Origin of the sequence: Actinoplanes sp. NPDC023714 (genome assembly GCF_040639855.1) — a bacterium.
Taxonomy (GTDB): Bacteria; Actinomycetota; Actinomycetes; order Mycobacteriales; family Micromonosporaceae; genus Actinoplanes.
Map to the genome: position 1 here is coordinate 64,099 of NZ_JBFAAR010000007.1, position 13,716 is coordinate 77,814.

Annotated in this window: 13 protein-coding genes; 8 read left to right on the forward strand and 5 right to left on the reverse strand. The window is 73.6% G+C overall.

What is annotated here, in order from left to right; all coding sequences use genetic code 11:
• Positions 1–169 precede the first annotated feature (169 nt).
• From AB0G10_RS28315 to secA2, 3 genes are read left to right on the forward strand one after another with little or no spacing between them, the layout of a single operon-like run.
• Positions 170–1,153: a Gfo/Idh/MocA family oxidoreductase gene (locus AB0G10_RS28315; RefSeq protein ID WP_360928089.1), complete on the forward strand. Its 984-nt coding sequence runs from the start codon at positions 170–172 to the stop codon at positions 1,151–1,153.
• Positions 1,146–2,237 carry a zinc-binding alcohol dehydrogenase gene (locus tag AB0G10_RS28320; RefSeq protein WP_360928092.1) on the forward strand — a complete coding sequence of 364 codons (1,092 nt, stop codon included), beginning with the start codon at positions 1,146–1,148 and terminating at the stop codon, positions 2,235–2,237. Before AB0G10_RS28315 ends, AB0G10_RS28320 begins: the two co-directional genes overlap by 8 nt.
• A 56-nt stretch (positions 2,238–2,293) precedes the next feature.
• Positions 2,294–4,585 carry an accessory Sec system translocase SecA2 gene (gene secA2, locus AB0G10_RS28325; protein WP_360928095.1) on the forward strand — a complete coding sequence of 764 codons (2,292 nt, stop codon included), beginning with the start codon at positions 2,294–2,296 and terminating at the stop codon, positions 4,583–4,585.
• Here secA2 and AB0G10_RS28330 read toward each other — a convergent pair.
• The gene (locus AB0G10_RS28330; RefSeq protein ID WP_360928098.1) at positions 4,569–4,949 is read right to left on the reverse strand and encodes an ankyrin repeat domain-containing protein; all 381 of its coding nucleotides are present in this window, start codon (positions 4,947–4,949) and stop codon (positions 4,569–4,571) included. The two genes, secA2 and AB0G10_RS28330, sit on opposite strands and share 17 nt — an antisense overlap.
• A gap of 315 nt (positions 4,950–5,264) precedes the next feature.
• Here AB0G10_RS28330 and AB0G10_RS28335 point away from each other — a divergent pair, with 315 nt between their 5' ends.
• From AB0G10_RS28335 to AB0G10_RS28345, 3 genes are all read left to right on the forward strand, one after another.
• Complete coding sequence (locus AB0G10_RS28335) at positions 5,265–5,741, forward strand: winged helix-turn-helix domain-containing protein (RefSeq protein ID WP_360928101.1); 477 nt, start codon at positions 5,265–5,267, stop codon at positions 5,739–5,741.
• A gap of 4 nt (positions 5,742–5,745) precedes the next feature.
• Entirely contained in the window at positions 5,746–6,375 is a 630-nt protein-coding gene (locus AB0G10_RS28340; RefSeq protein WP_360928104.1) for a uridine kinase, read from the forward strand.
• 196 nt (positions 6,376–6,571) lie between these two features.
• Positions 6,572–6,997, forward strand: a complete 426-nt coding sequence (locus AB0G10_RS28345) for a TraR/DksA C4-type zinc finger protein (RefSeq protein ID WP_360928107.1) — start codon at positions 6,572–6,574, stop codon at positions 6,995–6,997.
• A gap of 42 nt (positions 6,998–7,039) precedes the next feature.
• Here AB0G10_RS28345 and AB0G10_RS28350 read toward each other — a convergent pair whose 3' ends face one another.
• Positions 7,040–7,864, reverse strand: coding sequence for a DUF72 domain-containing protein (locus AB0G10_RS28350; RefSeq protein ID WP_360928110.1), 825 nt, complete (start codon positions 7,862–7,864; stop codon positions 7,040–7,042).
• Between the two features lie 46 nt (positions 7,865–7,910).
• Here AB0G10_RS28350 and AB0G10_RS28355 point away from each other — a divergent pair, with 46 nt between their 5' ends.
• Together AB0G10_RS28355 and AB0G10_RS28360 are read left to right on the forward strand one after the other, a co-directional pair.
• Positions 7,911–8,186, forward strand: coding sequence for a BatC protein (locus tag AB0G10_RS28355; RefSeq protein ID WP_360928113.1), 276 nt, complete (start codon positions 7,911–7,913; stop codon positions 8,184–8,186).
• Positions 8,187–8,197: 11 nt separating this feature from the next.
• Positions 8,198–9,400 (forward strand): cupin domain-containing protein, encoded by a 1,203-nt coding sequence (locus AB0G10_RS28360; RefSeq protein ID WP_360928116.1) that lies wholly within the window; start codon positions 8,198–8,200, stop codon positions 9,398–9,400.
• Here AB0G10_RS28360 and AB0G10_RS28365 read toward each other — a convergent pair.
• From AB0G10_RS28365 to AB0G10_RS28375, 3 genes are read right to left on the reverse strand one after another with little or no spacing between them, the layout of a single operon-like run.
• Complete coding sequence (locus AB0G10_RS28365) at positions 9,397–10,104, reverse strand: hypothetical protein (protein ID WP_360928118.1); 708 nt, start codon at positions 10,102–10,104, stop codon at positions 9,397–9,399. The genes AB0G10_RS28360 and AB0G10_RS28365 overlap by 4 nt on opposite strands.
• Positions 10,101–12,821, reverse strand: coding sequence for an FtsK/SpoIIIE domain-containing protein (locus tag AB0G10_RS28370; protein WP_360928121.1), 2,721 nt, complete (start codon positions 12,819–12,821; stop codon positions 10,101–10,103). The genes AB0G10_RS28365 and AB0G10_RS28370 overlap by 4 nt, the downstream gene beginning before the upstream one ends.
• Positions 12,814–13,713, reverse strand: coding sequence for a hypothetical protein (locus AB0G10_RS28375; protein WP_360928124.1), 900 nt, complete (start codon positions 13,711–13,713; stop codon positions 12,814–12,816). Before AB0G10_RS28375 ends, AB0G10_RS28370 begins: the two co-directional genes overlap by 8 nt.
• Between the last annotated feature and the right edge of the window lie 3 nt (positions 13,714–13,716).

Genomic DNA, 13,716 nt, shown 5'->3' on the forward strand with positions numbered 1-13,716 from the left:
GTTCGCGATCTTCCGGCCGCGGCGGACTTTCCCTGGATGTGGTGTTCACAATCTTTCGGGTTGGTTACAGCTCGAATGCGGGCGAGTGTGCTCCTCTGTGGAGAGTTTGGGAACGGCGCCGATGGTTATCCCTCCAGCCGGATCATCAGGACGTGCGATGGGGGTACGGGTGGCAGTGACGAGAATCGGTCTGGTCGGCGCGGGTGGCGTGGCGGCCCGGCACGCGAGGGTGCTGTCCGGGCTGCCGGACGCACAGGTCACCGCGGTGACCGACGTGCAGCCGGACGCGGCGGCGCGGCTCGCGTCCGAGCACGGCGCCCGGGCGTACGGGTCGGTGGCGGACCTGATCGGCGCCGGGGTGGACGCCGTCTACGTCTGCGTGCCGCCGTTCGCGCACGGCGACGCCGAGCGGGCCGTGATCGCGGCAGGACTGCCGATGTTCGTGGAAAAGCCCATTTCTATCAATAAGGACGTAGCCTGCGAAATCGCCGGTTTGGTGGCGGAGCGTGATCTATTGACGTCGGTCGGTCATCACTGGCGCTATCTGCCGGTCGTCGAGCGGGCCCGCGAACTCCTCGCCGGCCGCCCGATCCGGCTGATCACCGGCGCCTGGCTGGACAAGGTGCCGCCGGTCGCCTGGTGGGCGCGCGCCGAGATGTCCGGCGGCCCGGTCGTCGAGCAGGCGGCCCACGTCATCGACCTGGCCCGGCACCTCGGCGGTGAGGTGGACGAGGTGTTCGCCTACGGCAACGGGACGCCGCCGGAGGCCCCGGACGCCGACGTGGACGGCGCCACCGCGGCGACGCTGCGGTTCGCGAGCGGCGCGGTCGGCACCCTCGCGGCCACCTGCGTGCTGGGCTGGAAGCAGCGGGCCGGCCTCGAGATCTACGCCGACGGCCTGGCCCTGCAGCTGACCGAGAGCGAGCTGACGGTCCGCGACACCAGCGGCGCCGAGGTGATCACCTGTGACCCGGCGAGCGCCCATCACGCCGTCGACCGTGCCTTCGTGGCCGCGGTGCGGGGGGAACAGAAGGACATCCGGGTGTCGTACGCGGAGGCCCTCCGTACCCATGAAGTGGCTCTGGCAGTGACCGAGTCGGTGGCCGCAGGCCGCCCGGTGAGCCTGACCCGGGCGGAGGCCGCGCGTGCCTGAACGCAATCTGATCGTGGCGGGACCGGGCCGCCTGGAGATCGCCGAAGTCGACGAGGAGAGCGTGCCGGACGGCGGCTTCCGGGCGCGCACGCTGTTCAGCGGCATCTCGGCCGGCACCGAGCTGACCTTCCTGAAGGGCACCAACCCGGCCCTGCACGCCGGCTTCGACCCGGCCCTCGGCCTGTTCGGCGCCCCGCCGGACCAGGCCTACCCGGTGAACCGCCTCGGCTACATGGAGGTGGCCCGGATCGAGGACAGCCGCACCCCGGCCTACCCGGACGGGACCGTCGTGGCGATGACCTACGGGCACCGCACCGGCTACGTCGGCCACCCGCTGCGCGACCGGGTCGTGGTGCTGCCGGACGGGCTCGACCCGCTGCTCGGCGTCTACGCGGCGCACATGGGCCCGATCTGCGCGAACGGGCTGCTGCACGCGGCCGCCGACCGGTTCGGCCCGGCGGTCCGCTCGCTCGGCGACGGCGTCCTGGGCGCCCGGGTCGCGGTCGTCGGCGCCGGCGTGGTCGGCCTGCTCACCGCGCTGCTGGCCCGGCAGCACGGCGCCGCCTCGGTGGTGGTGCTGGACCCGACGCCGCAGCGCCGCGCGGCCGCCGAGGCCCTCGGCCTGGAGACGCTGGACAGCAGCTCGGACGCGGACGACCCGGCGGTGATCCTGAAGACCCGGTGGCGGCACGCCGACGGCGACCGTGGCGCCGATGTGGTCTTCCAGTGCCGCGGTCAGGCCGCCGCCCTGCACCTCGGGCTGCGGCTGCTGCGCCCCCAGGGCACCGTCATCGACCTGGCCTTCTATCCGGGCGGGGCGGACGAGGTCCGGCTGGGGGAGGAGTTCCACCACAACGGCCTCGGCGTCCGCTGCGCGCAGATCGGCCGGGTGCCGCGCGGCCTGGCGCACTCCTGGGACCGGGAACGGCTCTCCGCCGCGACCCTGGACCTGCTCCGCGCCGACGGCGAGGCGATCCGGAAGCACCTGGTCACGGCGGTGGTGCCGTTCGAGGAGGGCCCGGCCCTGCTCACCGACCTCGCCGAGCGCCGGCGTCAGGAGTTGCAGGTGGTGCTCTCGTTCTGACGTGGGCCCCGGGTCCGACGCCTGAGATGGGCGAAAATGAAGTACCGTTGCGCGCCATGGGTGTGTCGCAGCGGTTCAAGAACCGTTTCCGTAAGTTTCTGCAGCGTCCGGGCACGACCGTGGACCTCGGGCCGCTGGAGAAGCGGCTCGGCGCGATCGAGCAGCGCGAGGAGGCGCTGAAGGAGCTGGACGACGCGGCGCTGACCGAGGCCGCCCGCGAGGCGACCGACTACACCGAGCTCTGCGCGATCGGCCGGGAGGCCGCGCGGCGGGCCATCGGACAGCGGCCGTACGACGTCCAGCTGCTCGGCGCCATGGCGCTGCTCGACGGCCGGGTCGCCGAGATGGCCACCGGTGAGGGCAAGACGCTCACCGCGACCCTGGCGGCGTACGGGCACACCCGTCTCGGGCACGGACCGGTCCACGTCCTGACCGTCAACGACTACCTCGCCAAGCGCGACGCCACCTGGATGGAGCCGATCTACACGCTGCTCGGCCTCACCGTCGGCTGGGTGACCGAGTCGATGACGCCGGAGGAGCGCCGCGAGGCCTACCTCTCCGACGTCACCTACGTCTCGGTGAGCGAGGCCGGCTTCGACTACCTGCGCGACCAGCTGGTCACCGACGTGGCCGACCGGGTGCAGCGGGAGCTCGCCACCGCCGTCGTCGACGAGGCCGACTCGATCCTGATCGACGAGGCCCGGGTGCCGATGATCCTGGCCGGCAGCGTGGCGGTCGAGGCCGACCCGGTGCACGACGCCGCCGAGCTGATGCGCGGCCTGCGCGCCGGCAAGCACTACGAGGTGGCCGAGGACGGCCGCAGCGTCGCGTTCACCGACGAGGGCCTCAAGCACCTCGAGGAGGAGCTCGGCGGCATCGACCTCTACGCCGACGACCAGGTCGCCCGGCTCTCCTCGGTGAACGTCGCCCTGCACGCGCACGCGCTGCTGCACCGCGACGTCGACTACATCGTCCGCAACAACACGGTCGAGCTGGTCGACGAGATGCGCGGCCGGGTCGCCCAGCGCCGCCGCTGGCCGGACGGCCTGCAGGCCGCCGTGGAGGCGAAGGAGGGCATCACCGCGACCTCCGAGGGCGAGGTGCTCGACACCGTCACGGTGCAGGCGTTCATCGCCCTCTACAAGACCGTCTGCGGCATGACGGCGACCGCCGTGCACGTCGGCGAGCAGCTCCGGGAATACTTCAAGCTCGAGGTCGCGGTCGTCCCGCCGAACACGCCGAACATCCGCGAGGACGACCCGGACCGGATCTACTCGGCGCACGACACGCGCGACGAGGCCCTGGTCGAGGAGATCAAGATCGCGCACGACAAGGGCCGCCCGGTCCTGATCGGCACCCTCGACGTGCAGGCGTCCGAGACCCTGGCCCGCCAGCTGGCCGAGGCGGGCGTGCCGTGCAACGTGCTGAACGCGAAGAACGACGCCGAGGAGGCCGCGATCATCGCGGAGGCCGGCGCGCTCGGCGCGGTCACGGTCTCCACCCAGATGGCCGGCCGCGGTGTCGACATCCGCCTCGGCGGCAGCGACGAGAAGGACCGCGACGCCGTGGTCGAGCTCGGCGGCCTCTACGTCATCGGCGCGGGCCGGCACGACAGCCGCCGCGTCGACGACCAGCTCCGTGGCCGGGCCGGCCGGCAGGGCGACCCGGGCGCCTCGGTCTTCTTCGTGAGCCTCGAGGACGAGCTGGTGAACCGGCACGCCGGCGACATCGTGCCGTCCTCGCCGCGGATGGACATGGACGGCGTCGTGCACGACCCGCAGGTGGACTACGCGGTCGAGCACGCCCAGCGGGTCGCCGAGGGCGTGAACTACGAGATCCACCGCAACACCTGGCGGTACAGCCAGATCATCGAGCAGCAGCGCCTGCTGCTGGCCGAGCGCCGGGAGCGGCTGCTCACCTCCGAGGTCGCCGCGATCATGCTCCTCGAGAAGTCGCCGGAGAAGGCCAAGGAGACCGACGAGGACGTGCTCTCCGACGCGGCCCGGGCCATCGCGCTCTACCACCTGGACCGGCTCTGGGCCGAGCACCTCGCCTACCTCTCCGAGGTCCGTGAGGGCGTGCACCTGCGGGCCCTGGGCAAGCTGGACCCGCTGGACGAGTTCCACCGGGCCGCCGTGCCGGCGTTCCAGGAGCTGCTCACCCAGGTCGAGACGAAGACCATCGACACGTTCGACGAGGTCGACCTCACCGACGGCTGGCAGCCCGACCGCGCCGAGATCGTGCGGCCGAGCGCCACCTGGACGTACCTGGTCCACGACAACCCGTTCGGCTCCGAGCTGGACCGCCTCATCGCGGCCGTCGGCCGCCGGCTCACCTCGGGAGGCTGACGACCTCGCCGAGGTCGAAGAACTCCAGCATCTCCACCGCTGAGGGCCGTCCGGCGCGCGGATCCGCGCCGGCGGCCAGCAGCGCGTCCACCGTCTCCTGGTTCTTCCGGAAGACGGCGGCGCCGAGCGCCGTCTGACCGCGGTCGTTCATCCGGTCCGGGTCGGCGCCCAGTTGCAGCAGCGATGCCACCGTGCCCGGGTGGTCGTGGTACGCCGCCAGGATCAGCAGGGTGTCGCCCTTGTCGTTCGTCAGGTTCACCGGGAGACCGGCCGCGACCTGCGCCGCCAGCTCCGGGTCCCCGGTTCGTGCCAGGTCGAACATGCGGTGCGCGAACGCCAGGGTCTCTTCGTCAAGCTCAGTCACGCCGGTACGCGTACCCGCGTGTGCCGTTAGGCAATCTTTAATGAGGCTGACAGAAACCGTTCCCGGAATGCGTTTCCGGCGCCGAGAACAATGTGGAACGACTTTCCCACAGTGTGGTTGGCGACTTGACCCGCGAACGCGTCGGCCGGAAATATCGTCCGCGCTTTACCCACAGTGATCGTTCATATTCGCTTGCCGCAGCAAATTCTGGGGGCTGAATTCATGCCGGGCAGCGCATTGTCGCCGCGTGCCGATCGTCGTTCTGCCGGGCCGGGCCGCGGATCCGGCCGCCGTCCCGCCGAACCGGCTCTGACCGTGACCTTGGCCATTCCGCTCACCGGCGACACCGTCTCACCACAGGCGCACAAGTTGCTCAGCGCGGTCCGTGAGCTCGTCGAGCTCAGCCGCGGCACGGTGACCGTCGAGGCGGCCGCCACCGGGGGGGTGGAGCCGGCCGAGCCGTCCCTCACCGAGCCGGAGGCCGCCGGTCCCGAGGTGCGCCTGCTGACCGGCTCGCGCCAGGCCCTGCTCGACGGCGAGGCGCTGCCGCTCACCCGTCTCGAGTTCGACCTCCTGCTCTACCTCGCCGAGCGGCCGCGGCGGGTCTTCTCCCGGGCGCAGCTGCTCGCCGCCGTCTGGGGCTACGAGAGGGCCGGAGAGCGCACGGTGGACGTCCACGTGCGCCGGCTGCGGCTGAAGCTCGGCGCGAGCGTGCCGGCGATCACGACGGTCTACGGCGTGGGGTACCGCCTGGCCGACGACGCCCGCGTGGCGATCATGCCGCACCATTGATGCGGTGCGCATAGTTCCCGTCTCTTTCGAGGGCCTCGTCGAGGATCTCGCCGATCGGCTCGCCAGTCGGGAATCCGACAGTAGGATCCGGGTGGCCGTGGACGGTCCCGCCGCCGCCGACCCCGCGCGTCTCGCCGACGCCCTGGTCGGCCCGCTGCGGGTCCGCGGCCGCCCGGCCGTCCGCGTGGACACCGGCGACTTCCTGCGTCCCGCCTCGCTGCGGCTGGAGTTCGGGCGGACCAATCCCGACTCGTTCTACGCCGGCTGGTTCGACGAGGCCGGCCTGACCCGGGAAGTGCTGGTCCCGGCGGGTGCGGACGGCTCCGGGCGGATCGTGACCCGGCTCTGGGACGCGACCCGGGACCGGGCCGCCCGGGAGCCCTATCAGGAACTCCCCGGCGGCGCGATCGTGCTGGTCAGCGGCCCTCTGCTGCTCGGTTCCGGCCTGCCGTTCGACTTCACCGTCCATCTTGAGCTCTCGCCGGCCGCCCTGGAGCGGCGCACCGCCGAGGATCAGCGATGGACTCTGCCGGCCTTCCGGAGGTACGCCGGCGAGGTCGCTCCGGAGACGTTCGCCGACGTCGTGGTGCGTCTCGACGACCCCCGGCGGCCCGCTCTGGTGACCGAGAGGTGAGTCTCGGCACAAGACCCGCTTGCCGAGTCCGTGGCGGATTCAACCACTGACAGTTATGCTCCGGTTACTTTTTTGCGGGGGTCTCGTTTGGGATCTCCGGCGGTGGGTATCGACCGGCTCCACCGAGCCGGACCGGGACGAAGAGGCCCCGGGCGGATGCCACCGGCTTGGGGCTGAGGGAAGGCAGGGGGACTGCATGCTCGTCAACGGAGCGATTGTTGCGGGTAAGGGCGCTGCGGGCGCGGTCAAGACGCGGTCGGCCGAGGAGGTCGAGCAGATCCGTGTGATCCTGCGCAGCCGGTTCGACGAACTCAATGCCGAGTACGAGGAAGCCGTAGCGCAGAACCAACGTCTCCGTCTCGTGGAGATCGGGGACGCGGCCGGGGACGACCAGGCCGACAGCGGGTCGAAGACCGCCGAGCGGGACGCGGCCACCTCGCTGATCCGTACCCTGCTGGACCGGCGGACCCAGGCGGAGCACGCCATGCAGCGGCTGGACGACGGTACGTACGGCAACTGTGAGGGGTGCTCGAACCCGATCCCGGTGGAGCGGCTGGAGGTCTTCCCGTCCGCCACGTCGTGTGTGAACTGCAAGTCGGTGCGCGAGCGCCGCGCCAGCTGATCGTCGTTTCCGGGGGCCCGCCGGCCCCCGGAAACATTTCCATTACTCGGAATTCGATTCCCTTCGCACCGGCACTCGGGGAACGTGACTGATTTCACGATTCTCGCGCTCCGCGCGCCGGGCGAACACTCCGGCATCGATGACCGCGGCGCCGCCCGGGTCATTGTTGAAAAAGACGAACGTCTCCGCCGGAGATATGCGTTCCAGCCACGAATGCAGCGCCTGCCGGCCGTACCGCGGCCACGGCTTCGCGGCGCCCTCGTGGAAACGCAGATAGGCCCAGTCCGCCGTACGCCACAGTGGCGTGACCGGACGACCGAGCCGATCCGCCCAGCAGAGCGCGGCGCCGTGGCGGCGCAGCAACTCCTCGCACTCCGGCGTGAACCAGGTCTCGTGCCGTGGCTCGACCGCCACCCGGATCTCCGGCGGGAACTCCTTGAGCGTCGCGTCGAGCGCGTCCAGATCGGCCTTGAGCGTCGGCGGCAGCTGCAGCAGCACCGGCCCGAGCTTGTCGCCCAGGCCGGCCGCCCGGTCCAGGAACCGGGCCACCGGCTCGGCCGGCTCGCGCAGCCGCTTCACGTGGGTCAGGTACCGGCTCATCTTCACGGCGAACCGGAAGCCGGCCGGGGTCCGCTCCCGCCACTGCGCGAACGTGTGCTTCTCGGGCAGCCGGTAGAAGGCGTTGTTGACCTCGACGACGTCGAACCGCCCGGCGTAGTGCTCGAGCCAGAGCCGCTGCGGCAGGCCGGCCGGGTAGAGGTATCCGGTCTCGCTCGCGCCCTTCGCCGGCCGCCAGTCCCGGTACTGCCATCCCGAAGTGCCGATCCAGAGCATGACGGCCGAATACCCGGGATTAGACGTGATCATCCCGGGTAACGTGCTGCCCGGACATTACCGACGTAAGGGGCAAGCCATGGCACTCTCCGACAGCGACATCATCAGCTCCGACCCCGACGGCCTGGACGGCGAGGGACCGGCCGACGGCGGCGCGAACCCGGTCGGCCGGGACGGCGGCGCGGACGGCGCGGCCTCCAGCGCCCCGGAGGGCCCGGCCGACGGTGGCGCCAACCCGCACGGCCGCGACGGCGGGGCGGACGGCAGCGCGGCCGGGTCGACCGGCGAGGGCCCGGCCGACGGCGGCGCGAACCCGTCCGGCCGGGACGGCGGCGCGGACGGCAGCGCCTCTTGAGCACCGGCCCCGTGAGGACCGCCCTGGAACGCCTCGTCGCTCTGGACGAGGAGAAGTTCGCCGGCGCCGTCTGGGGCCGCGAACCCCTGCTGTCCCGGGCCGCCGACCTCGGCGGCCCGGACGGCTTCGCCGATCTGCTCTCCCCGGCCGCCGTCGACGAGCTGCTCGGCAGCCGGGGGCTGCGCACCCCGTTCCTCCGCGTCGCGCAGCAGGGGACGGTGCTGCCGGCGAGCCGGTTCACCGGCGGGGGCGGGGCCGGCGCCGAGATCGCCGACCAGGTCCTCGACGAGCAGGTGATGCGCCTGTACGCGGAGGGCGCCACCCTGGTCCTGCAGGGCCTGCACCGGCTCTGGCCGCCGCTGATCGCCTTCGCCGGCGAGCTGGGCGCGCGGCTGAACCGGCCGCTGCAGATGAACGCCTACCTCACCCCGCCCGCGAGCCAGGGCTTCGCCACCCACTACGACACCCACGACGTCTTCGTCCTCCAGATCGACGGGACGAAGCAGTGGCGGGTGCACCCGCCGGTGCTGGCCGACCCGCTGGAGAACCAGCCGTGGGGCGGCCGGGCCGACGAGGTGGCCGCCACGGCCGAGGGCGAGCCGGCCCTCGACGTCGTGCTGGAGCCGGGCGACGCGCTCTACCTGCCGCGCGGCTGGCTGCACTCGGCCCGCGCGCTCGGCGGCCGGTCGCTGCACCTGACCATCGGGGTGCGCGGCCTGACCCGGTACGCCCTCGCCGAGGAGCTGCTCGCCATGGCGATGGCCGAGCCGGAGCTGCGGGCCACCCTGCCGTACGGCCTCGACGTCGCCGACCCGGACGCGATCGCGCCGGAGCTCGCCGCGACCGCGGCCGCCCTGGCCGCCTGGCTCACCACCGCCGACCCGGCCGCCCTGGCCGAGCGCCTGCGCCGGCGGTCCTGGCCGGCCGCGCGGCCCGCCCCGATCAGCCCGCTGGCCCAGCTCGACGTCGCGGCGGCGCTCGATCCCGCTCGGACGATCGCCGTCCGCCCGGGCCTGAAGTGGCAGCTCACCCCGGACGGCGAGCTGCGAACCCCGATCCGGACGCTGCGCTTCCCGCTTTCGTGCGTGCGTGCCGTCCGGCTGGCGCTGGACGGCGAACCTCATCGCGTCGGCGACCTGCCCCTCGACAGCGACGAGGACCGCCTGGTCCTGGCCCGCCGCTTGCTCACCGAGGGGATAGCGGTCCCGGCCTAGGTGCCGGTCTGCGCGAACTGGACCGCCGTGAACAGCAGCCCCGCGGTCACCAGCCCGGTCGTCAGCACCGTCGCCACGGCGGCGGTGTCCAGGCCGACCCCGCGCTTGTCCGCGACCAGCTTCGCCGTCACCACGGCCAGGACCGGGCAGGCGAGCAGCACCAGCAGCGCGACCACCGGGGCGGCCTGCTGCCAGTCGCCGCCGGCCGCCTCGCCGGTCTGCCGCAGCACCGTGTTGCCGATGACGCCGAGGACCCCGCCGGCGAACCCGAAGATGCCGAACAGGATCTTGGTGGCGATGGTGAACGGCCGGGCCGGCGCCGTGTACTTGACCCGGCTCTCCACCTCGTCCAGATAGTCCTGGGCGTCCCGCTCGGTCCGCTGCCGGGGGATGCTGGCCGGCGGCAGGGTACGCCCGAACCGCTCCGCCGCCGGGCCGACCCGGTGCACGAACTCGGACCACAGGCCGGCCGCCCGGGCGTCCACGGTCTCCAGGTCGCGTTGCGCGGCCCGGACCTCGGCACGGGCCTGGCGTACCTCCTCCTCCGCGGCCTGGACCGCCTCGGAGGCCGAAGCGACCCGCTCGGCGTGCCACCGCTCCGCTTCGTCGCGGAGCGCGGCGGCGCGCTGGTCCAGCGTGGTGAGCCGGCGCAGGACCGTACGGTAGTCGGCGCGCTCGAAATCGGACGGCTGAAGTTCGCTCATGACGTTCCGTAAGGGATGGTCACCTCGGCGCCGCGGTGCACCGAGCGGTCGAAGTGCAGGGCTCGCCAGGGGCGCGGGTACCAGTTCGGCGCCCCAGTCCCCGGATAGAACGGCGCGAGCTCGCTGCCGTGCACGTCCAGCGCGACCCACGCGCCGATCGGGTCGGTCCGGGACGCCTGCCCGCCGAGCGAGTCGCGCAGCAGGCCGGCGCCGCGCCACCAGCCCAGCACGTGCAGCCGGCGCTCCGGTCCCTGGCGCAGGACGGTCCGCAGCTGGTCGGCGGCCGCCTTGCCACCGGGCAGCGCGTCCGCCGCGTAGATCAGGATGAAGTGCGGGCGGTCGGCCGGCCACGCCGCGGTCGCCTCGGCGGCGGCGTCCTCGAGCAGCCAGTCGACGTTCTCGTTGTCGTACCAGCCGCACTCCGGTATCCGGGCGTGCAGCGCCTCGGCGGCGGCCCGGGCGTCCGGGTCGAGGCAGACCACCGAGAACCGGGCGCCCTCCGGGGTGAACTGGGCGGCGAGCGAGCGGCCGGCCGTGGCCAGCACGGCGCAGGCCTCGTCCACCCGGGTGCCGAGCACGGCCAGGTTGCGGCCGGGCGCGCGGCGCAGCAGGGTCCGCGCCGACCGGGCCGTCACGTCGATGGTCTCGCCGACCAGCACCATCGGGGCGGCCGGCGACTCGGACGGCCGCAGCGCCCGGAAGTCGGGGCTGTCGGCGAGGCGCGGCACCACGTCGCCGTCGAAGAGCCGGGGCGGCCCCAGCTCCGCCGGCCGCTTGCGCCACAGCCGGTGCTGCAGCGCGCTCCACTGGTCCCGGTCGCCGGCGGCCGGCACCCGGACCACCCGGTTCGCCGGGGTGGCGCCGGAGTCGGCGTTCACCACGGCGTGGTAGCGGGGGAGCGTGTCGGCCGCGTTGTTCTGCTCGGCCAGCACCCGGCGGGCCTTGGGCAGGGCGATCCGCAGCGAGAACTGGGCGACCAGCGCGGGCCGGCCCCAGAGCGCCTCGATGCCGGAGACGTCCTGGCTCGCCAGCACCAGGTGGATGCCCTGGGAGCGGCCCCGGCGGGCGAGGTCCTCCAGCAGGTCGACGGCCTCGGCGGCGACCGCGTCCCGGCCGGCCAGCAGCACCTGGAACTCGTCGACCACCGCGACGATCCGCGGCCAGCTGCCCTCCGGGTCCTCGGCGCGCAGCTCGGCCAGGTTGGTCACCTCGTACTGCTTGGCCGCGTCGGCGCGCCGCCGCAGCTCGCCGCCGAGGAATCGGAGCAGCGCCAGGCCGAACTCGCGGTCGGTGTTGACGTTGACCCCGACCAGCCGGACGTGCGGCAGCCAGCTCGGGTCCCGGCGGCCCGGCGCGAACCGGGCGAACGACACGCCCTCCTTGAAGTCCAGCAGATAGAAGGCCAGCTCCTCGGGGGAGTAGCGGGCCGCGAGCGCGCCGAGCCAGGCGTAGATGAAGTTGGTCTTGCCGGTGCCGGACGGCCCGGCGATCAGCGCGTGCGGCGGGTAGTCGCTCAGCGTCACGGTCACCGGCGAGCCCTGCGGGCTGTCGCCGAGCGGCGCGGTCAGCGCCGACGCCGAGCTCTGCCGCCACTCCTCGCCCGGCTCCGGCAGCAGGCTCTCCAGCGCGACCGGCGCCGGACCGGCCGCCACCGTCTCGGCGATCTGCCGGCAGGTCGCGGTGACCAGTTCCGGCCAGGGGCCGGGATCCAGGCGTACGGGGAGATCGCCCGCCCCGGCCACCCGCGCGTCGTCGCCGGCCGCCGCGTGCACGAACTCGATCCCCGGCCCCGGCTCGACGGCCAGCCCCCGGATCACCAGGTGCACCCCGCAGGCGGCCCCGGTCCGCAGCAGCCGGTCGAGCTGCGACCGCTCGTGCCGGGTCAGCTCGGGCGCGCCGAGCAGCACCGCGATCCGCCACGGCTCGGGCCGCCGCTTGGTCGCCGCGTGCAGCTCGCGCAGCGACGTGTACTCCCCGGCGAGCACCTTCTCGTTGATCCGGCGCACGTGCCCGACCAGGTCCTCCAGCAGGGCCGGCAGCTCGCCCGGGCCGGTGAAGGTCAGCACCCCGGCGGAGGCCAGCGGCGCGAACCCGGCCAGTCCGCCGCCGAGGTGCTCCGGGTCGTACCCGATGATCTGGACGGCCCCGGGCGCGCTGGTCCCGAGCGCCCGCAGCAGCAGGCCCGCGACCAGCTCGTCGGCCTCCTTCTCGGCGCCGTCGACGACGATGTGCCCCTGGTCGAGCAGCGGCACCAGCGCCGGCACCTCGGGCGGCCCGTCGTCGGACGTGATCGCCTCGCGGGGGGTGCCCGGCGCCGTCGACCACGGGTCGGTGCGCTCCGGGTGCGGTATCGGCGCCTCCGGCAGCAGCAGCCGCCCCACCCTCAGCTCGGCGGCCTTCGGCAGCGGCGTCGCCTCCCAGCTGTGCCACGGCTCGCCGGCGGCGCCCGGAGCGGCCCGGTCGGCCGCCGCGGCGGCGGCCCCGGCCAGCGCCGACAGCTCGGTGTCGTGCCAGGTGTCGATCTCGTCGATCCGCTCGTCCCGCGCGGCCGCGAGCTTGCGCTGCCGGCCGGTGGCCGCGGCGGTCACCCGTCTCCGGCGCTCGTCGGCCGCGACGGCCGCCTGCTGCGCGAGCTCCAGCGCGGTCTGTGCGGCGCCGAGGGCGTGGGACAACCCGGCCCGGATCTCCATGACACGCTGCTTGGTGGATTCAGCCATTTCCTACCGTTTTGTCATTGGCTTTGCCGGCGGCCTCGCGCCGGACCGGCTCCGGAGCGTCGGGGTCCAGTGAGCCGGCGTCCCGGCCGAGGCGGGCCAGCAGCACGCCGGTCAGCACGCTCGCCGTCACCGCGTTGTCCGCCGGATGGCTGGTCTGCGGCTGCTGCTCCTGCACCGGGACCCGGCAGACCCGGGCGATCAGCGTCTCCAGCACCGCCGGCGAGGTGCCCGGCAGCAGCGCCTTCACCCGCGACTCGGCGGCGCTGCGCAGCCGGGGCACGTCCTCCGGGCGCGGCTCGTGGCCGAGCAGGTCGCCGGCGAGCCGGTGCAGCACCGGCGGCGTCACCGCGGACAGGCCCAGCCCGGTCGAGGCGCTCACGGCGTGCAGCTCGCGGCCGAGCCGGGCGCGGTCGCCGGCCCGCACCCCGGCGGCGACCCGGCGGAGCAGCTCGGCCGTCCCGGTCTGCTCGGGTCTCCGCTCCTCCTCGGGGGCGGGCTCGCCGGTCAGCTGGGCCACCCGCTGCTGCCACCAGGGCCCGAGCGCCTCCGGCTTCTCGTTCTCGTCCGCCGCGGCCGGCCGGGTCTCCTCGTGCTGGAGCGCGGCCCGCCACTCCTGGCCGGGCGCCGCGCCGGGCGTCCCGGCCAGCCCGATCGCCGCGAGATAGGCCTCGATCGCGTCCTGCGCGGCACGCACCGCCGCTGCCGCGCGTTCCGCGTGCTCGGTGGCATTGCCGAGCACGGGTACGCCGAGGTCGTCGACCGACTGCTCACGCACCCAGTTCAGGATCTCGGTGGCGTTCCGCAGCCGCTCCATCGCCACGGTGATCAACCCGGCGGGCAGATCGTCGGCGGTGGCGCGGAGCTGGGCGCCGAGCTCTTGCAGCAGCGACATCGC

Coding starts and splice junctions, on each gene's coding strand:
- secA2 (WP_360928095.1), top strand. CDS start 2,294: ATGGGTGTGTCGCAGCGGTTCAAGAACCGTTTCCGTAAGTTTCTGCAG.
- AB0G10_RS28345 (WP_360928107.1), top strand. CDS start 6,572: ATGCTCGTCAACGGAGCGATTGTTGCGGGTAAGGGCGCTGCGGGCGCG.
- AB0G10_RS28350 (WP_360928110.1), bottom strand. CDS start 7,864: ATGATCACGTCTAATCCCGGGTATTCGGCCGTCATGCTCTGGATCGGC.
- AB0G10_RS28355 (WP_360928113.1), top strand. CDS start 7,911: ATGGCACTCTCCGACAGCGACATCATCAGCTCCGACCCCGACGGCCTG.
- AB0G10_RS28365 (WP_360928118.1), bottom strand. CDS start 10,104: ATGAGCGAACTTCAGCCGTCCGATTTCGAGCGCGCCGACTACCGTACG.
- AB0G10_RS28370 (WP_360928121.1), bottom strand. CDS start 12,821: ATGGCTGAATCCACCAAGCAGCGTGTCATGGAGATCCGGGCCGGGTTG.
- AB0G10_RS28375 (WP_360928124.1), bottom strand. CDS start 13,713: ATGTCGCTGCTGCAAGAGCTCGGCGCCCAGCTCCGCGCCACCGCCGAC.